The 26,413-nt window shown below is 54.5% G+C and carries 23 protein-coding genes and 1 tRNA gene; 13 read left to right on the top strand and 11 right to left on the bottom strand.

Going from position 1 to position 26,413, the window contains the following annotated elements:
- The first annotated feature begins 210 nt into the window (after window positions 1-210).
- Together hemB and olsF are read left to right on the top strand one after the other, a co-directional pair.
- Entirely contained in the window at window positions 211-1,185 is a 975-nt protein-coding gene (gene hemB, locus AC2FAJ_RS16180) for a porphobilinogen synthase (protein WP_045259875.1), read from the top strand.
- Window positions 1,186-1,257: 72 nt separating this feature from the next.
- On the top strand, window positions 1,258-2,958 hold the full coding sequence (olsF, locus tag AC2FAJ_RS16175) for a bifunctional ornithine lipid synthase OlsF (protein WP_126345138.1): 1,701 nt from the start codon (window positions 1,258-1,260) through the stop codon (window positions 2,956-2,958).
- Between the two features lie 69 nt (window positions 2,959-3,027).
- Here olsF and tauD read toward each other — a convergent pair whose 3' ends face one another.
- The 6 genes from tauD to mmuP all read right to left on the bottom strand — a co-directional run bounded on the left by tauD (window position 3,028) and on the right by mmuP (window position 8,931).
- Window positions 3,028-3,876, bottom strand: coding sequence for a taurine dioxygenase (gene tauD / locus AC2FAJ_RS16170; RefSeq protein WP_028012110.1), 849 nt, complete (start codon window positions 3,874-3,876; stop codon window positions 3,028-3,030).
- Window positions 3,873-4,700 carry a taurine ABC transporter permease TauC gene (tauC, locus tag AC2FAJ_RS16165; protein WP_048957569.1) on the bottom strand — a complete coding sequence of 276 codons (828 nt, stop codon included), beginning with the start codon at window positions 4,698-4,700 and terminating at the stop codon, window positions 3,873-3,875. Before tauC ends, tauD begins: the two co-directional genes overlap by 4 nt.
- Complete coding sequence (gene tauB / locus AC2FAJ_RS16160) at window positions 4,697-5,464, bottom strand: taurine ABC transporter ATP-binding subunit (protein WP_048957570.1); 768 nt, start codon at window positions 5,462-5,464, stop codon at window positions 4,697-4,699. The genes tauC and tauB overlap by 4 nt, the downstream gene beginning before the upstream one ends.
- Before the next feature lie 10 nt (window positions 5,465-5,474).
- A complete protein-coding gene (gene tauA, locus AC2FAJ_RS16155; protein ID WP_060571912.1) occupies window positions 5,475-6,437 on the bottom strand; it encodes a taurine ABC transporter substrate-binding protein in 963 nt (320 codons plus the stop codon).
- Between the two features lie 174 nt (window positions 6,438-6,611).
- Window positions 6,612-7,544 (bottom strand): homocysteine S-methyltransferase, encoded by a 933-nt coding sequence (gene mmuM, locus AC2FAJ_RS16150; protein WP_048959544.1) that lies wholly within the window; start codon window positions 7,542-7,544, stop codon window positions 6,612-6,614.
- Entirely contained in the window at window positions 7,531-8,931 is a 1,401-nt protein-coding gene (gene mmuP, locus AC2FAJ_RS16145; protein ID WP_485454315.1) for an S-methylmethionine permease, read from the bottom strand. Before mmuP ends, mmuM begins: the two co-directional genes overlap by 14 nt.
- A gap of 337 nt (window positions 8,932-9,268) precedes the next feature.
- Here mmuP and AC2FAJ_RS16140 point away from each other — a divergent pair, with 337 nt between their 5' ends.
- From AC2FAJ_RS16140 to AC2FAJ_RS16095, 10 genes are all read left to right on the top strand, one after another.
- Window positions 9,269-10,378, top strand: coding sequence for an AI-2E family transporter (locus AC2FAJ_RS16140; RefSeq protein ID WP_028012104.1), 1,110 nt, complete (start codon window positions 9,269-9,271; stop codon window positions 10,376-10,378).
- Window positions 10,379-10,497: 119 nt separating this feature from the next.
- Window positions 10,498-12,282 (top strand): diguanylate cyclase, encoded by a 1,785-nt coding sequence (locus AC2FAJ_RS16135; protein ID WP_485454314.1) that lies wholly within the window; start codon window positions 10,498-10,500, stop codon window positions 12,280-12,282.
- 309 nt (window positions 12,283-12,591) lie between these two features.
- Complete coding sequence (locus AC2FAJ_RS16130; protein WP_222567749.1) at window positions 12,592-13,665, top strand: catalase family peroxidase; 1,074 nt, start codon at window positions 12,592-12,594, stop codon at window positions 13,663-13,665.
- Window positions 13,662-14,225: a cytochrome b gene (locus AC2FAJ_RS16125; protein WP_041911125.1), complete on the top strand. Its 564-nt coding sequence runs from the start codon at window positions 13,662-13,664 to the stop codon at window positions 14,223-14,225. The genes AC2FAJ_RS16130 and AC2FAJ_RS16125 overlap by 4 nt, the downstream gene beginning before the upstream one ends.
- A gap of 427 nt (window positions 14,226-14,652) precedes the next feature.
- Window positions 14,653-15,147 carry a putative pterin-binding protein gene (locus AC2FAJ_RS16120; RefSeq protein WP_028012099.1) on the top strand — a complete coding sequence of 165 codons (495 nt, stop codon included), beginning with the start codon at window positions 14,653-14,655 and terminating at the stop codon, window positions 15,145-15,147.
- Window positions 15,148-15,164: 17 nt separating this feature from the next.
- Window positions 15,165-17,102: a putative bifunctional diguanylate cyclase/phosphodiesterase gene (locus AC2FAJ_RS16115; protein WP_485454313.1), complete on the top strand. Its 1,938-nt coding sequence runs from the start codon at window positions 15,165-15,167 to the stop codon at window positions 17,100-17,102.
- A 239-nt stretch (window positions 17,103-17,341) separates the two neighbouring features.
- Entirely contained in the window at window positions 17,342-17,599 is a 258-nt protein-coding gene (locus AC2FAJ_RS16110) for a YjhX family toxin (RefSeq protein ID WP_028012097.1), read from the top strand.
- A gap of 10 nt (window positions 17,600-17,609) precedes the next feature.
- Window positions 17,610-18,356 (top strand): SAM-dependent methyltransferase, encoded by a 747-nt coding sequence (locus AC2FAJ_RS16105; protein ID WP_485454337.1) that lies wholly within the window; start codon window positions 17,610-17,612, stop codon window positions 18,354-18,356.
- Between the two features lie 137 nt (window positions 18,357-18,493).
- Window positions 18,494-19,348, top strand: coding sequence for a GIY-YIG nuclease family protein (locus AC2FAJ_RS16100; RefSeq protein WP_041911128.1), 855 nt, complete (start codon window positions 18,494-18,496; stop codon window positions 19,346-19,348).
- 896 nt (window positions 19,349-20,244) lie between these two features.
- Window positions 20,245-21,051 (top strand): DUF4225 domain-containing protein, encoded by an 807-nt coding sequence (locus AC2FAJ_RS16095; protein ID WP_023306876.1) that lies wholly within the window; start codon window positions 20,245-20,247, stop codon window positions 21,049-21,051.
- Here the strand turns inward: AC2FAJ_RS16095 and AC2FAJ_RS16090 are convergent.
- The 4 genes from AC2FAJ_RS16090 to proB all read right to left on the bottom strand — a co-directional run bounded on the left by AC2FAJ_RS16090 (window position 21,048) and on the right by proB (window position 24,534).
- A complete protein-coding gene (locus tag AC2FAJ_RS16090; protein WP_015673660.1) occupies window positions 21,048-21,362 on the bottom strand; it encodes a hypothetical protein in 315 nt (104 codons plus the stop codon). The two genes, AC2FAJ_RS16095 and AC2FAJ_RS16090, sit on opposite strands and share 4 nt — an antisense overlap.
- Window positions 21,363-21,981: 619 nt before the next feature.
- A tRNA-Thr gene (locus AC2FAJ_RS16085) sits at window positions 21,982-22,054 on the bottom strand.
- A 111-nt stretch (window positions 22,055-22,165) separates the two neighbouring features.
- Window positions 22,166-23,419: a glutamate-5-semialdehyde dehydrogenase gene (gene proA / locus AC2FAJ_RS16080; protein ID WP_041911131.1), complete on the bottom strand. Its 1,254-nt coding sequence runs from the start codon at window positions 23,417-23,419 to the stop codon at window positions 22,166-22,168.
- A gap of 11 nt (window positions 23,420-23,430) precedes the next feature.
- Window positions 23,431-24,534, bottom strand: a complete 1,104-nt coding sequence (gene proB / locus AC2FAJ_RS16075; RefSeq protein WP_014882684.1) for a glutamate 5-kinase — start codon at window positions 24,532-24,534, stop codon at window positions 23,431-23,433.
- Between the two features lie 305 nt (window positions 24,535-24,839).
- On the opposite strand from proB, the gene phoE reads away from it, so the two are divergent.
- On the top strand, window positions 24,840-25,892 hold the full coding sequence (phoE, locus tag AC2FAJ_RS16070; RefSeq protein ID WP_028012086.1) for a phosphoporin PhoE: 1,053 nt from the start codon (window positions 24,840-24,842) through the stop codon (window positions 25,890-25,892).
- 112 nt (window positions 25,893-26,004) lie between these two features.
- Here phoE and crl read toward each other — a convergent pair whose 3' ends face one another.
- The gene (crl, locus tag AC2FAJ_RS16065) at window positions 26,005-26,406 is read right to left on the bottom strand and encodes a sigma factor-binding protein Crl (RefSeq protein ID WP_008500249.1); all 402 of its coding nucleotides are present in this window, start codon (window positions 26,404-26,406) and stop codon (window positions 26,005-26,007) included.
- Window positions 26,407-26,413 lie beyond the last annotated feature (7 nt).

Raw genomic sequence — 26,413 nt, 5'->3', positions numbered from 1 at the left:
TCATTTTTAATGATACATTCATTTCTATATAGAAATAACACAAATGTCTCATTCTTCTCTCAGCGTTATACTGACCTGCATTATATATTATTGTTAACTGGCAAACTCATCTGCTGGATTTCGCAAAAGCAAAATGCCCACTTTAGTAAAACACCCGTCGCCACTTTGAGGTACACTAGCCCTCTTTGTTCCACAAACATCAGGCATACCATGACCGATTTAATTGCACGTCCCCGCCGCCTGCGTAAGTCACCCGCACTGCGCGCCATGTTTGAAGAGACAACACTGAGCTTAAACGATCTGGTGTTGCCGATTTTTGTTGAAGAAGAGATTGATGACTACAAAGCCATCGAAGCCATGCCGGGCGTGATGCGCATTCCTGAAAAATACCTGGCGCGTGAGATCGAACGCATTGCCAACGCGGGGATCCGCTCGGTGATGACCTTCGGCATCTCCCACCATACCGACGCCACCGGCAGCGATGCATGGAAAGAAGATGGCCTTGTGGCCCGCATGTCCCGCATCTGCAAAGATACCGTGCCAGAAATGGTGGTCATGTCCGACACCTGCTTCTGCGAATACACCTCCCACGGGCACTGCGGCGTGCTGTGCGATCACGGCGTGGACAACGATGCCACCCTGCTGAACCTCGGCAAGCAGGCGGTCGTGGCTGCCGCTGCGGGTGCGGACTTCATTGCGCCGTCTGCGGCGATGGACGGACAGGTTCAGGCTATCCGTCAGGCGCTGGATGCGGCAGGCTTTACCGACACCGCCATCATGTCCTACTCCACCAAGTTTGCCTCCTCCTTCTACGGTCCGTTCCGTGAAGCAGCGGGTACGGCGCTGAAGGGCGATCGTAAGACCTACCAGATGAACCCGCTGAACCGCCGGGAAGCGATTCGTGAATCCCTGCTTGATGAAGCCCAGGGCGCAGACTGCCTGATGGTGAAACCGGCTGGCGCCTATCTCGATATTCTGCGCGACATCCGCGAGCGCACCGAACTGCCGCTGGGGGCATACCAGGTGAGCGGTGAATACGCGATGATCAAATTCGCCGCACTGGCCGGTGCCATCGACGAAGAGAAAGTGATCCTCGAAAGCCTGGGCGCGATCAAACGCGCGGGCGCGGATCTGATCTTCAGCTACTTCGCGCTGGATCTGGCCGAGAAAAAAATCCTCCGCTAATCTTCACCAAACTGCAATACAACCGACATCTGCTCCTTCTACTGTCTTCGCAAGACGGCAGGAGGAGTAATCATGTTTAGCCTCGATAGCGTTCTCGACGATCTTTGGCCTCAGGCGAGGCCTGCACCCTGGCAAAAAAGTCTGTTAAAAAGGCTGTTTTACGAAGAAGAATTCCAGCAGTTTGCCGCCGCTCACCGCCACCTGAAAGGACTGGATATGGTGGAGCAAGTTCTGGAGCACCTTGATATTCTCTGCACCGTTTCCGCCCGCGATCTCGAACAAATCCCCGAACATGGCCCGCTGGTCATTATTGCCAACCACCCGACAGGCACGCTGGACGGGCTGGCGCTGATGTACGCCGTCTCCCGCGTGCGGCGCGACGTTAAAGTCGTGACCAACCGGATGCTGACCCACCTTGAGCCTCTCAGTTCGCTGTTTATTCCGGTGGACAATATGGGCGGCAGGACGGCGAAATCGTCTCTGGTTCAGATGGAGCAGCATCTGCAAAACGCGGGCGTGCTGATCTTCTTCCCGGCGGGTGAAGTTTCACGCCCCACGCGCAAAGGCATTCGCGATAAAAAATGGCACTCCGGCTTTATCAAACTCGCCAGCAAGCTGCGCGCCCCGCTGCTACCGGTGCATATTCAGGCGCATAACAGCCTGCTCTTTTATGCCAGCACGCTGGTGTCGCCGACCTTGTCGATGCTGCTGCTAATGCAACAGATGTTCCGCCGCCGCCACAGCCAGCTGCCGATTAAAATCGGCCAGCAAATCGCCTGGCATCACTGGCATAGCGCCACTCTTTCGTCACGTGAGATGGCCGAGCAGTGCCGTCAGCACGTGATACGTCTTGGCAAGGGATTGCCTGGCGTCTTCAAAACCCAGTGCGCCATTGCTCGTCCGGAAGACCGGGCCACCCTGAAACGCGAGCTGGCGCAGGCGGAGTGTCTGGGTAAAACCAGCGACGGTAAAACCATCTACCTGTGGCAGCGCAACGGGCAGGAAGAGGCGCCTCTTCTGCGCGAGCTGGGCCGCCTGCGCGAGATTGCGTTTCGCGCGGTGGAGGAAGGGAGCGGTAAACGCCGGGACACCGACAGCTACGATGACGATTATCTGCACCTGATCCTCTGGGATGAAGAGGATCTGGAGATCGTCGGCGCGTATCGCTTTATGCCGACGGCCATGCAGATCGAAAAGCGCGGCGTTGAAGGTCTGTACAGCTACAGCCTGTTCCACTACGACGACAAAATGCAGGACGTGCTTGAGCACGGCATTGAGCTCGGGCGCAGCTTTATTCAGCCGCGCTACTGGGGGCGTCGCGGTCTGGACTATTTATGGTCCGGCATCGGGGCTTACCTGGCGCGTTACCCACATTATCGCTACCTGTTTGGCCCCGTCTCCATCTCCGGCGGCTTACCGCCTGCAGCACGGGATCTGCTGGTCGCCTTTTACCGCCTGTGGTTCCCCGCGACGCATCCGCTAGCCGCGTCACGTCAGCCGTATCCGGCATCCTTACCGGACGTGCTGGCACAGTTTGGCGGCGTGGATTACGTGGACGATTTGACGAAGCTGAAATCCCTGCTCGGCAATCTGGGCTGCGGCATACCGCCGCTGTATAAACAGTATTCCGAACTATGCGAGCCCGGCGGCGTGCAGTTTATTGATTTTGGCAGCGACCCGGCGTTCAACAATTGCGTAGACGGTCTGGTGCTGGTGGATTTGTGCTACCTGAAGGCGAACCGCTATCAGCGGTATATTGAGGCGCACCTTTAATTGGCCGGCAATTGTGCACCGTTTTCGCCGGGTGGCGCTGCGCTTACCCGGCCTACGGGTACTACAGGATCAGGGGCGGTAAAACGGCTTATCGCCCAAAATCGTCGCCCGCTGCATAATCCTTCGCTGCGGCAGATAGTCCGCGTTGGCGTAGTGCTGCGTCACGCGGTTATCCCAGATCGCCAGGTCGTTCTCCTGCCAGCGCCAGCGCACCTGAAACTCCGGTTTAGTGATATGTGCGAACAGGAAACCTAACAGCGCGTCGCTCTCTTTTTCCGTCACGTCCACAATGCGCGTCGTGAATCCTTCGTTCACGAACAGCGCCTGCTTGCCCGTGACCGGATGGGTGCGCACCACCGGGTGCAGCAGCGGCGGATGCTTCGCCACCGCTTCCAGCCAGCGCTGATGCTCCTCTTCGCTTTTACGGTACTTATATTCCGGGAACGATTTTTTGAAATCGTGCTCCGCCCGCAGGCCGCTCAGCAGCGTCCGGAACGGCGCAGAGAGCGCCTCAAACGCCGCAATCCCGCTCACCCACAGCGTATCGCCGCCGGTCTCTGGCAGTAATTTTGCTGCCAGAATCGCCCCGGCGGGCGGCGTCTCGATAAAGGTGACGTCCGTGTGCCAGTTGTCGTTGTCCGGCGGGTTATCGTTGTGGGTATCCAGAACGATAATCTCCTCCACCCCTTCCGCATGCGGATAGACCGGGTGAATATGCAGGTCGCCAAAACGCAACGCCAGCGCGCGCTGCTGCTGCGGGGTGATCGCCTGCTCGCGCAGGAACACCACCTGATGGCGCAGCACCGCGTGGTACAGCTGCTCAAACTGGTTATCGCTCAGCGGGCGGGACACATCCAGGCCCGACACCTGCGCGCCAATGTACGGCCCCAGCGGGGTGATGGTCAGTCGTTCACTCATTGTATTTCTCCATGCCAGGGCGTCAGGCGGCGCTGTAGCGCGCGCAGCCCCAGTTCTAATCCGAAGGCGATCGCGGCAATCACCGCGATCCCTGCCAGCACCACGTCAGTCGCCAGGAACTCTCCCGCCGACTGAACCATAAACCCTAATCCTCGCGTGGCGGCAATCAGCTCTGCCGCCACCAGCGTGGACCAGCCCACGCCGAGGCCGATGCGCAGCCCGGTTAAAATCTCCGGCAGCGCGCCGGGTAGAATCACGAACAGCAGCACTTGCGTACGGCTGGCCCCCAGCGACTGCGCCGCACGAATGCGCACCTGCTGGGCACTCTTCACGCCCGCCAGCGCCGACATGGCAACCGGCGCGAAAATCGCCAGATAAATCAGCAGAATTTTCGACGTTTCGCCGATACCGAACCAGATCACCATCAGCGGCAAATAGGCCAGCGGCGGCACCGGGCGGTAAAGCTCAATCAGCGGGTCAAGGATGCCGCGCACCGTCGGGCTTAGGCCCATCGCGATCCCGACCGGGATACCGATAACCACCGCCGCCAGCAGCGCCACCAGAATGCGCGTCAGGCTTGCGCCGAGATGCTGCCAGAGCGTAGCGTCCATAAAGCCCTGCGGCCCGGCGATGGAGATGAGTTTCGCCAGCACCTGTCCCGGCGGCGGCAGAAACAGCGGGCTGACCCACTGCTGGGCCGCAACCGCCCACCACGCAGCCAGCAGCACCAGCAGCGTACCGACGCTCAGCGTAATTTGACGTGAGAAAGGCCAGCGCAGCGCCGGACGCGTGCGGCGCGTTTTTTCACTAAAGACGATGCTCATGAGAAGGCCTCCCGCTGTTCGAACACGCGGCTTAAGACGTATTCACGCTGCTCAATAAACCGCGGATCGGATTTGATGCTGCGCACGGGTTCTCCCGCGACGTAGCGGCGTGCGAAATCCAGCGGCAGCCGCTCCAGCACGCGCCCCGGCCCCGGCGAGAGCAGCACCAGCTCGGTCGCCATAAACACCGCCTCTTCGATATCGTGAGTAATTAACAGCACCTGCTTGCCCGTCTCATGCCACAGGCGCAGCAGCAGGGTTTGCATCTGCTCGCGGGTAAAGGCGTCCAGCGCCCCGAACGGCTCGTCCAGCAGCAACAGCTGCGGATTCGCTGCCAGCGCGCGGGCAATCCCGACACGCTGTCGCTGGCCGCCGGAAAGCTGCCAGATAAAGCGTTTTTCCGCCCCTTCCAGCCCCACTTTTTTCAGCATCGCCCGCGCGGTTGCCAGCCGCTGTTCACGGTTCACGCCCGCAAGCTGTAGCCCAAACGCTACGTTCTCCTGCACGTTGCGCCACGGAAGCAATCCTTCGTTCTGAAAGACCACGCCGCGCTCGGCGCCAGGGCCATCCACCTTTTTGCCTTCCAGCTGAATGGTGCCGTGCTGATACGGTACAAACCCGGCGATCAGATTCAGCAGCGTGGTTTTTCCGCAGCCGGACGGGCCGAGCACCACCAGTAGTTCACCGCTGCCCAGCGTCAGGTTGATGTCCTCCAGCGCGGGTTTACCACCGTAATCGGCATACAGGTTCGTAATGTTCAGCATGGCGGACTCCTTATTTCACAAAGCGGTCGGTGACGTACTGACTGTAATCCGCCGCGACCGCAGGCACTTTGCCCTGCTCTTTCAGGAAGGTTGCGGTATCTACAATCGCTTTGCTCACCGGCCCGTTTAGCTGCTGCACCTGCTGCGCGGGGGTCAGATAGGTATTGCCCTTCACCAGCCCCGGCACGTCCGCTTCCGGCACGCCGCTCAGGCGGGAGAGTTTTTTCAGATTGGCGGGCTGCTTCAGCCACTCATCCGGGTTGCTGATGTACGGCTGCTGGGCGTCAATCGCGCTTTTCGCGAAGGCTTTGACTACCTCAGGATGTTTCTCGGCGAAGTCTTTACGCACCACCCACACGTCGAGGGTTGGCGCGCCCCACTGGCCCACTTTTTCGGAGTCGGTCAGCACGGTGCCGTCTTTTTCCAGCTCGTTTACTGCCGGTGCCCACACGTAGGCCCCGTCAATATCCCCGCGCTGCCAGGCGGCGATAATCGCCGGCGGCTGAAGATTGATGATTTGCACCTGCCCCGGCTTGATGCCCCAGTGTTTGAGCGCCGCCAGCAGGCTGTAGTGGGTGGTGGAGATAAACGGCACGGCGATGCGTTTGCCGATCAGGTCTTCCGGTTTGGTGATGTTTTTCTTCACCACCAGCGCTTCGGAATTACCAAGCTGCGAGGCGAGGAGGAACACCTCAATCGGTACCTGCTGGCTGGCCGCGACCGCCAGCGGGCTGGAGCCGATATTGCCAATCTGCACGTCGCCGGAAGCTAACGCACGCACGACGGACGCACCGCTGTCGAACTTGCGCCAGTCGACTTTCGCGCCGCTCTCCTTCGCAAAGGTATTGTCCGCCTGCGCAACCTTCGCCGGCTCAGCCGAGGTTTGATACGCGACGGTAACGTCCACCGCCTGCGCCTGAAATGCCCACAGCGCCAGCGCGCCGAGAAGTGTGATTCGCGATGAAATTGCCATAGTGCCTGCTCCCCTGTTGTTATGAGGGCAGTATTTCCGGCGCGGGAATTTTGATAAAGGAATAAAAAAGAATCGCTAATGACGATTCGTTTTTAGAAAAAAAGCGGGAAAGGATAGTTGATTTTGTGCGGTTGGTTTGTGCCGGGTGGCGCTTGCGCCTTACCCGGCACAAACTCAGCGCTGCGCGTTCAGCTCTGCAATATCCTTCGGCGTGGTGCGACAGCATCCGCCAATTAACTTCGCTCCCGCAGCCAGCCACTGCGGCAGATACCCCGCCAGCGTCTCGCACGCTTCGCCGTGGTGGTGCCAGGTTTTGGTTACCGCATCATAATGCTCGCCCGAGTTCGGGTAGACCACCAGCGGCAGCGGCGTCAGGCTTTGCAACTGCTTCAGCGCCGCCGTGGTGTTTTCCAGCGCGATACAGTTGATGCCCAGCGCGACGACCTGCGGATAGTCCTCCAGAGAAGAAACCACCTCCCGCAGCGGCGTGCCGTCGCTCAGGTGCTCGCTGTCGCGCAGGGTGAAGGAGAACCACGCCCGCGCGCGGGGATACGCCGTCAGCAACGCGGCCAGCGCCTTTATTTCCGTGAACGACGGCAGCGTTTCGCAGGCCAGCAGGTCTGCACCCGCGTCCAGCAGCGCTTCCACGCGTGGGCGATGGAATTCTGTGAATTCTTCTGCACTGCGCACGTAGTCGCCGCGATACTCTGAGCCATCCGCCAGATACGCGCCGTACGGCCCAACGGAGCCCGCTACCAGCAGCGTACCCGCGTGCGGGTTTTCGGCCAGGTACGCTTCGCGGGCCTTACGCGCCAGCTCCACGCTTTTGCCAATCAGCGCGCGGGACTGCGCCTCATCCAGACCGCGTGCCGCAAAGCCCGCAGGCGTGGCCTGGTAGCTGGCGGTGATCGCCACCTGCGCGCCCGCGCGGTAGTAATCAAGATGCACTTCACGGATAAGATCCGGGTTTTCCACCAGCACTTTGGCCGACCAGAGGCTGTCAGCAAGGTTACAGCCGCGCGCTTCCAGCTCCGTTGCCATTGCGCCATCCAGCACTACAAACGGCTGTTTTTCAAGGATGGCGGTAAGCGGATTATTCTGCGACATGTTCAGGCTCCTGCGATGTCATATTTCGGGTCAGGTAGTAGGCACCATAACACAGGGCGACGAACGGAAGCCCGCAATAAAGGGCAATGCGCTGGCTGGGGTCAAACCACAGGCCGACGCAGGCCACCACGCAGAGGATAAAACCGAGCACCGGCACCAGCGGATACCACGGCGCGCGGTACTGCAGCGCAGAGAGCGGCTGGCCGGACTGCAGATGACGGCGACGGAAAACGAAGTGCGACGCGCAGATGCTGATCCACACCGCCACCACCGCAAAGCCAGAAATGGCCGAGAGTGCGACAAACACCGTGTCCGGGGCCACCACGCTTGAGAACAGCGCCAGCACGCCGCCGAGCATGGAAACCGAGAGCGCCGTCAGCGGCACGCCGTTTTTGTTCACGCGGGCAAAGCAGCGCGGGAGCGTTTTCTCATTCGAGAGCGACCACAGCATGCGCCCGGAGGCGTACAGCCCGGAGTTCGCCGCCGAGAGGATCGCCGTCAGGATCACGAAGTTAAAAATATCCGCCACGTAGGGAATACCGACCTTTTCAAACACCAGCACGAACGGGCTTTTTTCCACGCCCGCCTGCTGCATCGGGATCAGCGCCGCCAGCACAAACACGGTGCCGATAAAGAAGATGATCAGCCGCGCGATGGTGGTGCGGATCGCAACCGGAATGACCTTGTGCGGATTTTCCGTTTCACCCGCCGCGATGCCGATAAGCTCGGTCCCGGAGAAGGCAAAATTCACCGCCACCATGGTCATCAGGATCGGCAGGCCGCCGTGCGGGAACCAGCCCTCGGCGGTGAGGTTGCTTAAGCCCGGCGCGGGTGAACCGTCCTGCATCGGGATGAAACCAAAGACCGCCGCCCCGCCGAGGATGATAAAGGCGATGATGGTGATGACCTTCACCAGCGAGAACCAGAATTCCCCTTCGGCAAAGAAGCGCGTGGAGATGACGTTAAGGCCGAAAATCACCACGCAAAAGACCACGCACCACGCCCAGACGGGCACCTGCGGGAACCAGTACTGCATGCAGAACCCGGCGGCGGTAAAGCTCGAACCGAGCGCCACCGTCCAGGTGAGCCAGTAGAGCCACGCCACGGTATAGCCCGTCGCCGGGCCGAGATAGCGGGCGGCATAGACGTGGAACGCGCCGGTTTCCGGCATCGCCACGGAGAGCTCGCCCAGACACTGCATCACCAGCCAGACCACCAGCGCGCCGATCAGGTACGCCAGCAGCGTGCCCGCCGCACCGGTGGTGGAAATGATGTATCCGGTATTGAAGAATAACCCTGTCCCAATCACGCCGCCCAGCGAGAGCATAATCAGGTGGCGTGTTTTCATGGTGCGCTTAAGCTGTCCATTTTCTTGTTGTGTTTGCATATTACCTTCTATACGTATGGACATCTAAACATCCAAAGAAGGTGTTATACCGCGATTGTTAATAAAAAGCTAGATGACCAGACGTAAACGGGCACGCCGCGCGCTGAGTCTGGGGTGGGTTGTGAGGATCACATAAAGAATGGGACGCCAGGCCATAAGCACCTCCGCAAGCAGATACTAACAGCATGGTGCGGGAGCGTGCGATCTTCGGTCAGTCGAAAGTGCTATCCGTGAAGCGCAAATTCACACTGCGATATTGCTGAACTGACCGCCGGGTTGGTAATTCTCGCAATCGGTTCTATAGTCGTCACAGTTTCTTAGTAACCAGGACTGACTGATGCGCTTTAACGGACTGACCAAAGGTTTCTTTATTTTCATTCTCGCCCTTGTGACCTGGGCCTTCTTCGACGTGCTGTCGCCCTACTTCTCCGCGATACTGTGGGCCGCTATTCTGACCGTCATTTTCAACCCGGTAAAAAACAAATTGCGCGCCGCGCTGGGGGATCGCAACGGGCTGGCCTCGCTGCTGACGATTGGCATTATCTGCCTGATCGTCTTTATCCCGCTGATGGTGATCCTCTCCTCGCTCGCCATTGAGTTGAACGTGGTTTACACGAAGCTTCAGGAGAACAACACCCAATTCCCGGAGGTAGTGGCGAGCATCTTCAACCACTTGCCGGACTGGGCCAGCGGCTTCCTGGCGGATCACAACCTGACCAACGCGGCGCAGATCCAGAAAAAACTCTCCGACGTTGCGCTGCAGGGCGGGCAGTATCTGGCAGGCAGCGCGTTCCTGATCGGCAAAGGCACGTTTGGCTTTGCGATTAGCTTCGGCATCATGCTTTATCTGTTGTTCTTCCTGCTGAAGGATGGACCGTATCTGGTACGCCAGATCCTCGACTCACTGCCGCTGTCTGATTTTGTTAAACAGCACCTGTTCGCCAAGTTTGTCGGCGTCTCCCGGGCGACGGTGAAAGGGACGGCAGTGGTGGCCGTCGTTCAGGGCACGCTCGGCGGGATCGCGTTTGCCATCGTGGGCATCGACGGCAGCGTGCTCTGGGGCGCGCTGATGGCGTTCCTCTCGCTGGTCCCCGCCGTCGGCTCGGCGATTGTCTGGGTGCCAGCCGCCATTTACCTGTTCGCCACGCACCAGCTCTGGCAGGGGCTGTTTATTGTTGGCTTCTTCGTGATTATTGTCGGGCTGGTGGACAATATCCTGCGCCCGCTGCTGGTGGGGAAAGACACCAAAATGCCGGACTACCTGATTCTGATCTCCACCCTCGGCGGCATGGAGCTGTACGGCATTAACGGCTTTGTGATTGGGCCGCTCATCGCCGCGCTGTTTATCGCCTGCTGGAACCTCTTCTCCGGCCGCGATCACGCGGGGAATGCCGAAGAGCTGGACGCTGAGTTCATCGAAGAGGGAAAAAACTCTCCAGATTTGTAGTGACGTGACGATAACGACCACATCAGGCGGCGCTGTGCCGCCTTTTTTTTCGCCTTAAATCATACGTTTTCTATAATTTGAAGAACGCCATCCTCTTTATGCGGTAAAAGGATCTCCAGGTGCGAATCGCGACAATAACCAACTGGGCCTACGGTGCCACGGTCTGCCTGACTATCGCCTCCGGCATTATCATGCTGATGGCCTCCGGTGCTGACAACGCCGAACGTCAGGCCATTGAACAACGCCAGCGTTTTGATGAGCTTACAGAAAATATTGAAACCGACGCCTGGATACAGTCCGATTTAGCGCGCCTGTATGTCATCAAAAAAAATCCGCAAATCCTGGATGAGTACAATGCGTCAGAGCAAAAACTGAAGAGCATCGAGCTGAAGCTGGAGAAACTGCAGGACACCGGCGCTTCAGATGACGAGCTGGCCCTGCTGCATGATGGTTTAAAAATCATTGATGCACTGCAGGATGAGCAGCAGGCGGCACTGACGAGCGTGGCCCGGGGTGAAGATGCGCAGGCCGTTGCCCTGCTCTATGGCATGCCCTACGAGCAGGAGCTTGAGCGCGCACAAACCCAAATCGAACGCTTTCGCCAGATACTCGACAAACGTGTCATTGCCTCCGTGCGGGAGGCGACGAAAAAATCGAAAGCGCTGCGTACGGCTTCTGAAGTGATGGTTGGCCTGACCGCCCTGCTGTTCTTGTTTGTGCTCGGCTTTATATTAAAACGCCGCGTGCTGCGCCCGGTGGTACGCCTGAGCGACGTGGTTCACCGTCTGGCCTCTCAGGACTTCGCGGTTGAAACGCCTAACTTTAACCAGATTGATGAGATTGGCGATATGGCCCAGGCCATCCGCATCTTTCGTGAAAACGGCCTTGCGCGACAGCGTCTGGAAAAAGAGCGCGACGCCGACTGGGCCATCCGCGAGCTGCTGGCGCGCATGACCCAGCGGCTGCAGGGATGTGAAAACTTTGACGACGTGATTAACGTGGCGGAGCTGTTTGCGCCCAATATCGCGCCGGGGATAGCAGGCCGGCTCTACGTTTTTGACCGCGATCCGTGGCAAATGCGCTGCGTCGCCCAGTGGCTTTCACCGGCAGATGATGAGGCCACGTTCCACCCCGATGCGTGCTGGGCCGTGCGTCGCGGTCAGAGCCACCCGCCGGTTAACGGTGAACCGGATGTCGCCTGCTATCATCTCCCGGAATCACAGGCGGAAAGCGCGCTGTGCGTACCGCTTATCGCCCAGGGCGAGGCCATTGGGTTGCTCTCGTTCCAGAACATCACCCCGGAAAATGCTCCCGCACGCGCGTATCTGGAACTGATGGCCGAGGCGCTCGGACTGGCGCTGGCGAATCAGCGCCTGCGCGACGCGCTGCTGGAAAAAGCCTTGTTTGACCCGCTTACTGGCCTGCGTAATCGTCATCATCTGGAAGACACCCTGCACACGCAAATGACGCAGGCCATGCGCAACGGCGAGCCGTTAAGCTGCATGATGATCGACATCGATCACTTTAAAAGCATTAACGACCGCTTTGGTCACGAGGCTGGCGATCAGGTAATCAAAAACGTGGCGACGATTGTTCAGCGGGCCGCGCACGACGGCGGGCTGGCATTCCGCTACGGGGGCGAGGAGTTTCTGGTTCTGCTTCCCGGGGCCGGTGAAGCAGAAGCGCACGCCTGCGCGCAGAAGATTTACAACGGCGTGCATGCGCTATCGCTTCGCTACGGGCTGACCGAGATTGGGCCGGTGGATGTGTCAATTGGTATCGCCAGCTATCCAGAGCATGCTCAAAGTGACAACCTGCTGCGCGCCGCGGACGTGGCACTGTACCGGGCGAAAGAGCTGGGACGCTCGCGAATTGTGAGTTTTGGGATGCTGGAGGCGGGCTAGACCGCCCGCCGGGTGGCGAACGCGAAAATATCTGGCATCAAAAATTATAAACTTTTCGTGATATTCTTTTTTAATAAAGTTTACCTTATATACTCTTTTCAGAGCGTAAAACGCACGTTATAAAAATAGTGGCTTTTCAGTCTATTATTCTTTAGCGCGTCTATAATCGCCTCATCATAAAAATATCCTCTGGCATATTACCGCGATTATAAAAAAATAATCGCCTCAACTTTATCCCTGTATTGATGCGTGGCTCGCCGATGTTCGTGCGCGTGACAGGTATTATTCTTTCACACTGGAAAAACGTCTATGTCTAATGTGGATTTACGATCCAAAAAATCCTGGGGAGCGCTGGCCATCATCGCCGCGATCGTGGGCGCGATAGCATCCGCATTTGCGTGGACGGCGGGTTGGATCGGTTCTCGCACCACCAGTCAGGCATTAGTCTCGGAAACACCAACGCCGTTTCCTCCCGGATTTCGCCGGGCACACGGCAAAGGAATGTGTTTTACGGGAAACTTCATTCCAGCCGGTTCAGCAACGTCTTTGTCAACCGCGCGCCTTTTTTCCCAGCAGCATACCCCTGTTGTCGGACGGTTTTCCATCGGCACTGGCGACCCCCACGCGGCGGATAGCTCAACGAAAACCCTGAGCATGGCCCTGATGTTCAGAACAGACGATAACCAGCAGTGGCGTATGGCAATGAACAACGAACCCTTCTTTGCGACCCGGGACCCTGAAGGATTTCTGGCGCTGCACCAGGCAACCGCGCCAGACCCGGCCACCGGCAAGCCGGATCCACAGCGCCTCGCGGCATTCTTAAAAGCCTATCCGGAAGCAGAGAAATACCTCAAATGGGCGGCACAAAAGCCCGCCCCCGGGAGCTTTGCCGGCGCAACGTTCTACAGCATTAACGCCTTTTACCTCGTGGACGGTCTCGGAAATCGCCAGGCGGTACGCTGGATGATGCGCCCGCACGATCCTTTTGTGTCGCTGAGCGAGGAGCAGCGCCAGAAGGCCGATCGCAACATCATGTTCGAGGGCGTCAGCCAGAGGCTTGCTCAGAAGCCTCTCTACTGGGATTTTGTTCTGCAACTCGCCCAGCCGGGCGATCCGGTGGATGACCCTTCCCGGCCGTGGCCTAACGATCGCAGGCAGATCGTGGCCGGTACGCTGGAAGTGGCGCGCGTCGAAGCCCAGGCTGACGGTCCGTGCCGCGACGTTAACTTCGACCCCTCGACGGTTCCTTCGGGTGTGAACGTGTCTGACGATCCGGTGTTAAACGCGCGTTCTGCCGCGTATTCACACTCCTTTAGTCGCCGGGAACGGGAAATTGGTTACGGCAAAGCCACCGAAGCTGTTGAAAAGCAGGAGGTAAAATGAACCCGAATCAAGAACATGGAAAAGCGCCGCAGCATTTCAACGCCCTGGCAAGAGGACTACACTGGCTAATGGCGGCGATGATTCTTGCCATGCTGTTTATTGGTACCGCAATGATGACGACGCTTCATCACCGGATTGCGCTTATCGACCTGCATCGCCCTCTGGGGATTGCCATATTACTGCTGGCGCTGCTCCGTTTGGTGAACCGACTTCGTAGCAAGACGCCCCGGCTGCCTGCTGATTTACCCTTCTGGCAAGTGCTTGCGGCTAAAGCGTCGCACTGGCTGCTGTATGCGCTCATGCTGGCAATGCCATTTTTGGGCTGGGCGCAGCTGTCGGCAGCAGGCTTGCCCGTCGTCATGTTCGAGGGATTTAATCTCCCACCGATTTTGCCAGTAAGCCCAACCCTTTTCGCCTGGTGCCACGATGCGCATAGCCTTCTGGCAAAACTCCTTTTTGCCGTGGTGCTATTACATATTTCTGCTGCATTAGTACATGCCTGGATCTACCGGGATAGCGTTTTTGCCAGCATGACGAAAAGCGGCAACCAGAAAAATTAAATAAAAAAATGGCCTTTTTATCCGTTCTCGAATAAAAAATCGCCGGAGTGTGATAATTAAACGGCACAATTAGCGCGACATATAAATTGGCGAAAAATAACCAGGCGTCGTTGTCCCGGTAACCTGCAGTCTGGGGCATCCGACGTTATGGTTAGCAACGCTGCCCGGGCGATGCCTCGTGCGCGTCAATAAAAAACGATCGTTTTTTAGCCGAAAGCGACTTTATTCACATAATGGTCGCGTACTTAAAAAAAGAAGCACTCCCAGTGCTGTCAAACCCGCTCACACCAAACCACTTCAACTCGATGATTTTAAAGCAGTTTCCTGCAACGCATATCCAAAAACGGTAGCGTCTCAACAAAATACATAAACTAGTAGGATAACTAAATTATAATTCATATACTTCTGTGCAAAAGTGGAGGCCATAATGCGATTAATCCTAATGCTGGTGTGCTGTCTGGTTCAGAGTTTAGCCTGGGCGGGTGAACTGCCGAAACCCGCCGGAAAACCCATTTTGACGATTTACGGGAATATAGAAAATACTAACGAAGATGGAAAAGCAGTGTTTGATCTCGCAAGCCTTGAAAAACTCGGGATGGTGAGTTTCGAGACGACATCTCCCTGGTATACGGGCAGGACGAAGTTTGAGGGTGTTCCAATGAACAAACTCATGGATTATGTTGGAGCAAAGGGTTCCGTCGTTAATGTTATTGCCCTTAATGATTACGCTACCGCTATTCCTCTCAGCGATTTTAAGAAATATAACGCTATTCTTGCCTTAAAGATTAATGGCGAATATATGCGTATCCGGGATAAAGGCCCATCATTCATTGTATACCCTTATGACAGTCTTCCTGAGTTGAATAATCAAATTTATTACTCGCGTTCAGCATGGCAGGTTAGCAAAATGAAGATTGAATAGCAGTTCAGGAGAACATAATGAACAGGATACTGGTTGGTATCATTTTTTCTCTTTTTATCACGACGGGATATATTGCATTTCTTGTTTACGATCGTCAGCAAGAGCTGCAAAAACTGACTCACTACACTGAGTCCTGGTCCGTGGCTCAACTGGTATCAGAGTACTACCGATTTGAATCATGGCTTGGTCTATACGCAACCGATACCGATGACGTTACGATAGACCAGGCCCGCATGCGTCTCGAAATTATGCTCAGCCAGGGCGAGTTACTGAACGGGGGAGACTTAGGCCGCTATATTGAGAGCGATAAAACGCATCAAGAGATCGCTGCACGCCTGAAAGAAATACTGGCGTATCTGGACAGTAACCTGGAAAAAATGAGCCATGAAGAATTAAAAAAGTACCTGGCAAATATGCACCTGCTCGACGCGCCGCTCAGTCAACTGTCTTCAAGCGCATTAACCAAAGATATTAACACAATTAATGAATCCAACCATAAAATACAGATCCTATATTATATTTACTCTGTACTTTCGTTACTTCTGGTGATATTAAGCTTTATTCTGGGGTTCTTAATGATCTATCAGAATAAAAATATTCTTAAAGCCCACATGCAGGTTAAAACCCTCGCTGACGAACTTCAGCGGTCAAAAGAAACGCTGCAAATACAGAATTCGAAGCTGGAATATGATGTGTATCATGACTCCCTTACCGGCATGAAAAACCGTCTATTCTTCTGGGACGATCTCAATAAAATTACCCTTCAGGCAGATAAAAACCATACCCCTGTCACGGTGATGTTATTTGATCTAGACCGGTTCAAAGAGGTCAACGATACCTATGGCCATGACGCCGGCGATTTACTGTTGAATCAGGTATCCCGACGGCTTACCTCAATGAGTAACGCGACGGATACGTTTTACCGCCTGGGCGGTGACGAATTTGCACTTCTCTCCAGCGGCCTGACCGAGAACGCGGCGGTTTCGCGCGCCAAAGAGATCAGCGCTCACATCAGTCTGCCCTATACGATCAATAACCAGCTGATAAAAATTGCCACCTGTGTAGGTATCGTTTTATCTGATAATGAGCGGCGCTCTGATTATCTCTATAAATTTGCCGATCTGGCCCTCTACGAAGCCAAAAAAGAGGGCTCACAGCAGATAAGAGTCTTCCGTCAGTGGATGCTGCAGAGGCTGCAGGAAAGCAGAACCCTTGAGCATGATATGGCTCTCGCGATCAGCAACCATGAATTCGTTGTTTATTACCAGCCTATTGTCGATTCATTCAGCAATGAAATTTATGGCTATGAAGCGCTTATTCGCTGGATACACCCGGTAAAGGGAATTTTGTCGCCTGATTACTTTATTTCTGTTGCTGAAAAAACAGGGATGATCAATGAGATTGGCAAAAATGTGCTTGAACTTGCCTGCCGGGAGGCAGCTTCCTGGGCGGTTCCGGCCAGAATCTCGGTAAACGTCTCACCTGTTCAGCTGGGGACTAAATCATTTACTGCAATGGTTCAGTCCATCCTGAAAGAGACAGGCCTGCCGGCCAGCCGCCTTGAGCTGGAAGTTACGGAGTCTTCGCTCTTCTGTGACAGCAACACGCCGCTCACTATTCTCAAAAAGCTCAGATCGCTGGGGGTAAAAATCTCCATTGATGATTTCGGTACGGGTTATTCCTCGCTCTCGAGGCTGAGTGAACTCAATTTTGATAAAATTAAAATTGATAAATCCTTTGTGAATCCGATATCCACCCAAGACGATGCGCTTAATATCGTTAAACTGATAACCGGCATGGCGAAGAGCCTCAATATGCGGGTCATTGCAGAAGGTGTGGAAACCGAAGCGCAGCTTGAACGGCTTCAGGCGCTGGGCTGCGATCTCGTGCAGGGCTATCTGTTCGGAAAGCCACAGGCTGAAATCGATAAAAATATAAAAAACGGTACAGTGTGATCTTACCGGGATCACACTTTTCACCCCTGGGTATATACATACAATGACCGGGTGTTATCATTCACCCCGTAAATACCTTTCAACTCAATCCGAGGCTTTGATGCTGGAGAATGTAATCATCCGATAATCAGCTCCCCGACCTTTTCAGGCCGGACTGATTATCAATGCGCCGAAATCGAATGCGGACACCGCTGTGTGTTTGCACGTTTTGCACATGATGATTAAACAGGTTTTCCAGTATGAATTTATCCCGTCAGGAACAGCGTACCTTACACGTTCTCGCCAAAGGTGGCCGTATTGTGCACGTCCGCGATACGTCCGGCCGCGTCACTGCCGTTGAATGCTACAGCCGCGAAGGGCTATTGCTCAGCGACTGCACGCTCGCCGTCTTCAAAAAGCTCAAAACCAAAAAGCTGATCAAATCCGTTAACGGTCAGCCCTACCGTATCAATACTACCGGGCTGAACAACGTCCGTGCCCAGCCTGATAATCGTTGAGGAGAGGATGATGGATATCCCACGCATATTTACTGTTAGCGAAAGCGAACACCGTATTCATAACCCCTTCACGCCAGAAAAGTACGCCACGCTCGGGCGCGTGTTACGCATGAAGCCAGGCGCGCGCCTTCTCGATCTCGGCAGCGGTTCGGGAGAGATGCTTTGCACCTGGGCACGCGATCACGGGATTACCGGTACCGGCATCGACATGAGCCCGCTCTTTACCGCGCAGGCAACGCGGCGCGCAGAGGCGCTCGGCGTCAGCGAACGCGTCCATTTTGTGCATAACGACGCGACAGGCTACGTGGCTGATGAACAATGCGACGTGGCGGCCTGTGTTGGCGCCACATGGATTGCGGGCGGCGTCGCCGGGACAATGGACCTGCTGGCACAAAGCCTTAAGCCCGGGGGAATCATGCTCATCGGTGAACCTTACTGGCGACAGGTTCCCGCAACGGAGGAGACGGCTCGGGCTTGCGGCGTCTCGTCCACCGCAGACTTTCTCACCCTGCCCGACCTTGTCGCGTTTTTCGATCGCCAGGGCTATGACCTGGTTGAAATGGTGCTGGCAGATCAGGAAGGCTGGGACAGATACGAAGCTGCGAAATGGATGACCCTGCGCCGCTGGCTGGAGCAAAACCCCGACGATGATTTTGCACAGGAGGTGCGCACGGAGCTGACGGCAGCGCCTAAGCGCCATGTGGCTTACACAATGGAATATATTGGCTGGGGCGTATTTGCGTTAATTGCACGATAGGAGGGAGTGGCGGTATAGCCTGAAGGGGCTATACCGGCCTTAAGCATGAAGCGCTCAGCATTGTGAACGCTGCGCTACGCCTGGCATGAAAAAACTTCTATCATTGCTTTTTTCGTTACCGCATTCACAGGCGCTTTATGGACACCCCTTCTTTTCTCTATTTATTGCTTTTCCCGGCCAAAAAGATGATGAAAGTGGGTAAAGCCAATAATATCTATAACCGAATTCAGTCGCTAAAACGTGTCTGGGGCGATGTGGATTATGCCCATTCTTACCGCATTGCGTTACCGCAGTCCGAGGTCTTTAAGCTGGAAAAAATGCTGCATTTTCTTTTGGCCAAATATCAAACGGGCATTGATGCCGGCGACGGCTATACCGAGCTGTTTTCCATTGAAGCGCTGGAGCCCGCCATTAAGCATATTCATTACGTCATTGAGCATGGGGTCATTGATGCTCAGCTCCTTCAGGGAATCGAAAAGCCACAGCTTCGGCCCGGCAAAAGCGCGGCGCATCGCCACGCGAAAATGAAAAAGCGGTCAGATACTATGATTAACAACGTTGTCAGGGTGACGGAACAGTTCAGCAGGATAAATCGTTTACTGCTTATCTTGCTATTTAAGCAGCACCGCCTTCGTTATCAATATGACATTGAAGGTAATACCATACTGTTTCGGATAGCAGACAACCGTACTGACCAACGCGATGCTCACAAAATAATGCGCATGTTCAGCTTTTTTATTGAAGACTTCAGATACTTGGGAGGGACCAACTACTGCTCGGGGGTCTTTGGTGAAGGCACGGTCACGCAATACAACGTGGAGTTGATTTCAGGCGACCCTGACGCACATCCTCTGGTGGCCTATCTCGCCTCGCAAACAGAGCGCTTGTTTAATAAATTGCCATCGCGATCGGCGTTATTAATGGAAGATCTGCCGATACTGGAATCGAGCCGAATCCTGCGTAGGGTATTACAGAATGATGACGAGGATTAAGTTGCTTATGCGGCGACACTTAATGCTATTCAAGGGCAAGACGACGTACTGTCATCAAGACAGATGCCCTCTGGTGAATCCTGTATCGCGCTGTGGGAAGTCATGGATTATCGGTACGCCAGTTATATCTGATGCTAGAAATCGCCGCTGAGGGCTTCTGGTGAAGCGTAGAAGGGATTGATGGGACTGCATGCGCTGGTGTGGAAAAAGATACGCATCTATGACCGCCAGGACGGGAGAATTTCGCCAGGTGAGGGTAGACCTTCTACCCGTTGTGGTAACGTCGCCGTAGTGGCTTTGTATCTGCTGGTGAATAGAAAAGTATGCTTTTATGGCGTTTAATGCTCTGGCAGAATCAAAGGCCTGAAACCTGAAGTTGTGGGGTGACCAGACAAACTCATCCAAAATCCTTGAACAAGTAAACTCACCTCAAATCCTCCCGAATGCTATCCTTCTGTTGATCAAATCGCTGTTGTATACCCCGCTTCACGCCAACGCGCCGAAAAGCAATACCTGACCAAAAAAGCCAAGTACTTATAAGATACAATATGTTAAATGACTGTACGATTATTGAACAGATGCACTTCAAAACATCAAGTTATCTCCCTTGCGTCAGCCCAAAGCAGCATTGTGTAACTGCACTGCTTGTTGCAGTGAGGCGTGTCGCTGAAGGCATCACGTAGCGATTTTTGGCGAAGAAAAACGCTTTTCACCGAGGGCCTGGGCTGACGGTCTAGCAGATCACCAACAGAGCCGGGGATATTTGAACAGGAGAATGTAAACTGGAAGGATAAAGCAACGGGACACCCACGGGGGCGGGTTGTGAAAGTATTTCCTGTTATCTTCGACCTTATTGCACGTAAAATGACCAGACACATTTTGGGAAGGAGTCTTTAATGGATATTGCGCTGCTCAACAGGGGCTGGAACAGAACATGGTCAGATACCATGGTGAATCTTGAAGCCCGGAAACTCGTCGAAACTGCAAATCGGCTATCAGCATTCTATTTGCAAGATGGGATAACACGTATCAAGTTTGTCGAAGAGATAAGGCAGGTCGTAGAGAAAGAATTTGAAACTGCACGACGGGCCAAAACCGATGAAGAATGCATTGCATGCATCAAAAATCTGCGTGCCGAAACAGATAATCTGCAAGAACAAGAACGCCTGTTAAGAACCAGAGCCGCCCAACTTTATGCAAAGGTCGAGTTTGTCAGGGAAAACAATAAAATCGTCGGATACGTTATTTCGGCAATCCATATAGTGGTATCTGGAGCAGCATTATTTGGTGGGATGGTTATGATGTCCACTATGACCCCTGTTGGAGTTCTTGCAGGAGCAGTTTTATTTGTTGATGGTATTAACGGTATAACAAAAGAAGCAAGCCATCTTCGCTATGGTGAACAATCCAAGTCGGAAGGAATTTTTGCTGATGGCGCAATGGAGACCGCACAATTTATGGGGTTTAGCCCAAAAAGTGGATTAGCTCTTTATAATACGGTGACTCTAGGGGCGAGTGTCTATAGTATCTTCGGCTTAGCAAGGAAACCCGGAGCTTGGCGATTATTCCGTTGGCTGCCGCGTGATTACTACCGAAAAGTTGACACAATGAGCAAGCCTAAGCTAACGATGAAAATCGCTGGATATGGTGTCAAAGCGAAAGTCATTTTTGATCTTCTGGCTACTGATAACAGTACTAATTAAGATTTGTTCGCTCTACAGAATCGCCAAGATTTATAAGCAAGTACAGGCGGTTGTATAAAAATTGCAACCGCTGCGCCACAAGAAAGGCCAATAGCACCAGAGAAAACACTCTGCTCAGATGCGAACATCACAAGAAAAATGAATACAGCAAGGCAACCGGATACAACCCACACGGCTAGAATAAATCGCCTGGCCAGGTCCCTGATTGCATTCCCCAACGTTCCACCATAGCTTTCAACGTTGTTCTTTATCTTCTTCAGATCCGATGGTGTAAAGCCAGAACTCAACAAAGCCTCATCAGTAACATCCATATTGTCCTCTCCGAATTTCTTAACTGGCAATGGCACACATAATCATAATGATGAACTTTACAGTAATCCATATGATGTTTGTGCAATGTAGCAGATTTCAGACAATAGAAGCCATAAAGCCCCGTTAGTGGTAAGAAGACAAGCGTAGCGACTTCATCTGGCCAACCTAGTTGGTTCCGCTTTGCGAAAGTCACCAGTGACCAAATCAGATTGTCAGAGGGATCACACCTTATCAGGGTGCTCGTGTACCTTTCGGAGCGTGAGCGAAACGCTGGCAGAGCCTGCATGTCGTGTGCAGGTACGTTTACCACTATTCACCTGTTTACGTGGCTCATACGGCCACACATCGGGCTTAAATGCGTGTGATCAATCTGTTTCGGGAGGTTTTAGAGACGTTGGCAGCGTCATCAGCTTCGAGTTGATAGCGGTTCGTGGGGACTGTTCACGCTTTGTACCTGTTCGAGCTTTACAACTACAGGCCGCTACGTGCTAACTTCCCTGAATAGCCACTGTTAACCATAGCGGCAACTGTTGGTCATAGAATCCCTTAAAAAAAGACTGTACCTTGAGAGCGACAATCGTCTTAATTCATTGTTTTTAAAGGATTTTGTTGTGTGAGTGCCGATAATAGGAGTCGAACCTACGACCTTCGCATTACGAATGCGCTGCTCTACCAACTGAGCTATATCGGCCCTGAGAGGCCGGTTACGAGTGTAACCACGGGGCAAAAGGTTAGATCTAACCGGGTGATGCGTCAATGCCCTTTTGAATCAAACGGCTATTTTTGCATCACCCGTAACTATTTACGCACGAATCGTATCGTCACCGAAGCCGATCCACTTATAGGTGGTCAGCGCTTCAAGGCCCATCGGACCGCGCGCGTGCAGTTTCTGCGTGCTGACCGCCACTTCTGCGCCAAGTCCGAACTGGCCGCCGTCCGTGAAACGGGTGGAGGCGTTCACATATACCGCAGAGGAATCCACTTCATTCACAAAGCGATCGGCATTGCGCAGCGTACGCGTCAGGATCGCGTCAGAATGCTGCGTGCCGTGTTCACGAATGTGCGCAATAGCGTCGTCGAGATCCGCAACCACCTTCACGTTCAGATCCAGCGACAGGAACTCGTCGTCGTACTGCTCCGCTTTTACGGGAACCACGCTAGCCGGGCCACCCTGGAGCAGCGCGAGGGCATTGGTATCAGCGTGCAGCGTCACCCCACTCTCCGCCATCTGTTTGCTCAGGGCTGGCAGGAAAGTACTCGCAATCCCCTGGTGCACCAGCAGCGTTTCCACGGTGTTACAGGTGCTTGGACGCTGGGTTTTGGCGTTGACGATAATCTTCAGCGCTGGGTCAATTTCGGCGCTGTCGTCTACCACGATATGGCATACGCCGATGCCGCCCGTGATGACCGGAATGGTCGACTGCTCACGGCACAGCTTGTGCAGGCCCGCGCCACCGCGTGGGATCAGCATGTCGATGTATTTGTCCATGCGCAGCATCTCGTTGACCAGCGCGCGGTCAGGGCTCTCAATCGCCTGCACGGCCCCCGCCGGCAAGCCGCACTCTTCCAGCGCCTGCTGGATGACTTTCACCGTCGCGGCGTTGGTGCGCCAGGTCTCTTTCCCACCGCGCAAAATGGCGGCATTACCGGTTTTCAGGCACAGGGAAGCGACGTCAACCGTCACGTTTGGGCGGGCTTCATAAATCACGCCGATGACGCCGAGCGGCACGCGGCGACGCTCCAGACGCAAACCGCTGTCGAGCAGCCCACCGTCAATCACCTGTCCTACCGGGTCGGCCAGGTTACAAACCTGACGGACATCGTCGGCGATACTTTTAAGACGCGCCGGGTTCAGCGCCAGGCGGTCGAGCATCGCTTCGCTCAGGCCGTTTCGACGCGCTTCCAGCAGATCCTGCTCGTTGGCAAGCAAAATGTCCTGAGACTGTGCTTCCAGATAATCAGCGATTTTTTCCAGCACGCGGTTTTTCTCGCGGCTGGAAAGGAGCGCCAGTTTGTAAGAGGCGGCCTTCGCGGCTGCGCCCATTTGTTCCAGCATGTTCTGGCTCCTTAACGAATAATCATGTCATCGCGATGCACGGCAACCGGGCCATATTCATAGCCCAGAATAGCGTCGATCTGCTGCGAGTGGTGGCCCGCAATGCGGCGCAGGGCATCGCTGTTATAGCGGCTTACGCCATGCGCGATGTCGCGACCTTCAAGGTTACGGATGCGGATCACTTCACCACGGGAGAAGTTGCCTGTCACGCTTTTAATTCCTTTAGGAAGCAATGAACTCCCTCGTTCCAGAATCGCCGCGGTTGCCCCTTCATCAACGGTGAGTTCACCGGCAGGCGGCGCGCCAAAGATCCAGCGCTTGCGGTTCTCCAGCGGGGATTCCTGGGCGTGGAAGCGGGTGCCAACGGAAATGCCTTCCATCACGTCGCCAATCACGCCAGGGCGGCTGCCCGCGGCAATGATGGTGTCGATACCGGCGCGGCACGCCACGTCGGCGGCCTGCAGCTTGGTCCCCATCCCGCCCGTTCCGAGGCCGGACACGCTGTCACCGGCGATGGCGCGCAGCGCATCGTCGATACCATGAACATCGGTAATCAGCTCGGCTTCCGGGTTGGAGCGCGGGTCGGCGGTGAACAGCCCCTGCTGATCGGTCAGAAGCAGGAGTTTATCGGCCCCGGCCAGAATGGCGGCCAGCGCAGAGAGGTTATCGTTATCGCCCACTTTTATTTCAGCGGTGGCAACGGCATCGTTTTCGTTGATAACGGGAACAATATTGTTGTCCAGCAGCGCGCGCAGGGTATCGCGGGCGTTCAGGAAACGCTCCCGGTCTTCCATATCCGCACGCGTCAGCAGCATCTGCCCGACGTGAATACCGTAGATAGAGAACAGCTGTTCCCAGAGTTGAATGAGTCGGCTTTGTCCCACGGCGGCCAGCAGCTGTTTAGAGGCGATCGTCGCGGGGAGTTCGGGATAACCCAGGTGTTCACGCCCGGCGGCAATCGCCCCGGAGGTCACAATCACAATACGGTGCCCTGCGGCATGCAGCTGAGCGCACTGGCGTACAAGCTCAACAATGTGGGCGCGATTTAGGCGGCGCGATCCGCCTGTTAACACACTGGTACCGAGTTTTACCACCAGCGTCTGGCTGTCACTCATGATTCTCTGCCGTTCAACGATAAGGGAAAGTAATGTCGAACGAACGTTTTAACAGGAGTCAGCCCGGTTGCCAACTGCCTTAGTGCATCACCAGGCACTTTGTTGCGCGGGATCAGGAAGCGTAGCGGCAGAATTTGACAAATTTATTACCGTAATAATAAATCACAGTTTTTTAAAATTATTCTTAGTTTGTCATAAAAGTTTCATTCCAGAACGATAAAACCCTTCCTGTTTTTTCACGGGACTTAAGCATCAGCTTATCGTCCAGCGAATTTTTAAAGCGCGTTTATAAGACAGGATCGAAAATGAAAAAGAGCACTCTGGCATTAGTGGTTATGGGCGTGGTGGCTTCCGCATCTGTTCACGCAGCAGAAGTTTATAATAAAAACGGTAATAAACTGGACGTGTACGGCAAAGTGAAAGCTATGCACTATATCAGTGATGATGACACCAAAGATGGTGACCAGACTTACGTTCGTTTCGGTTTTAAAGGCGAAACCCAGATTAACGATCAGCTGACGGGCTATGGCCGTTGGGAAGCTGAATTCGCAGGAAACAAAGCTGAAAGCGACTCCTCGCAGAAAACACGTCTGGCGTTCGCCGGTATTAAACTGAAAGACTTTGGTTCACTGGATTACGGCCGTAACCTGGGCGCGCTTTATGACGTCGCGGCATACACCGATATGTTCCCTGAGTTCGGCGGTGACGGCCTGGCACAGACCGACAACTTCATGACGAAACGTGCCTCCGGACTGGCCACCTACCGCAATACCGACTTCTTTGGCATGGTAGACGGTCTTGATATGACCCTGCAGTACCAGGGCAAAAACGAAAACCGCGACGTGAAAAAGCAGAACGGTGACGGCTTTGGTACGTCTCTGGCCTATGACTTCGGCGGCAGCGATTTCTCCGTCATTGGTGCTTATGCCAGCTCCGATCGCACCAACGCGCAGAACCTGCAGGCGCGCGGTGAAGGTAAAAAAGCCGAGGGCTGGGCAACCGGTCTGAAATACGACGCGAACGATATTTACCTGGCCACTATTTATTCTGAAACCCGCAATATGGCCCCTATCTCCGGTGGTTTTGCAAATAAAGCGCAAAACTTCGAAGTGGTTGCACAATATCAGTTTGACTTTGGTCTTCGCCCATCCGTGGGTTATGTACAGTCCAAAGGTAAGGATATCGAAGGCATTGGCGACGAAGATATCGTGAAATATATTGACGTGGGCGCCACGTATTACTTTAACAAAAACATGTCCGCGTTTGTTGATTATAAAATCAACCAGATTGACGACGATAATAAGCTGGGCGTGAGCAGCGATGATATCGTTGCTCTGGGTGTGACATATCAGTTCTAAGATTATCCAGATAAGAAAATCCCGGCATATAAGCCGGGATTTTTTTGCCCGAGATAAATGCGGTCTGATGCCCTCACCCCGGCCCTCTCCCACAGGGAGAGGGAGAAAACCATTACGCGGTCAGCTTCACCGCTTCGCTGGAAAAATCATCCGCTGGCTCGAACTTAAGGTCCAGGGTGGCCAGCAGTGCGCTCGCTTTGTCGTGGAACTCTTTCAGGGTATATTCCAGGCGATCGATCACTTCCTGATCTTTAATGGTGGTCGCCTGCCAGTTGCCGTCTTTATTAAACAGGCCAAACTGGTAGCTATACGTAAAACGTTTCTCCTCTGCTTCCATTTCCATCCACCAGCCCCAGAATTCACGTTTTTCGGGTGCAGGCTTCACGTTGACGCAAACAGCCAGGCAGTCGAAAAAAAAGCGATTCTCTTCACACTGCTCTTCTCGAATATACGGGCCGAGAGCCATAAATTTCTTAATCAGCCTACTTTTCGGGTGTCCACTCGGTAACGTCATTGCGATC

It is taken from the genome of Enterobacter cloacae complex sp. 385G4 (assembly GCF_057320665.1).
This window is presented reverse-complemented; position numbering and strand designations above follow the sequence as displayed.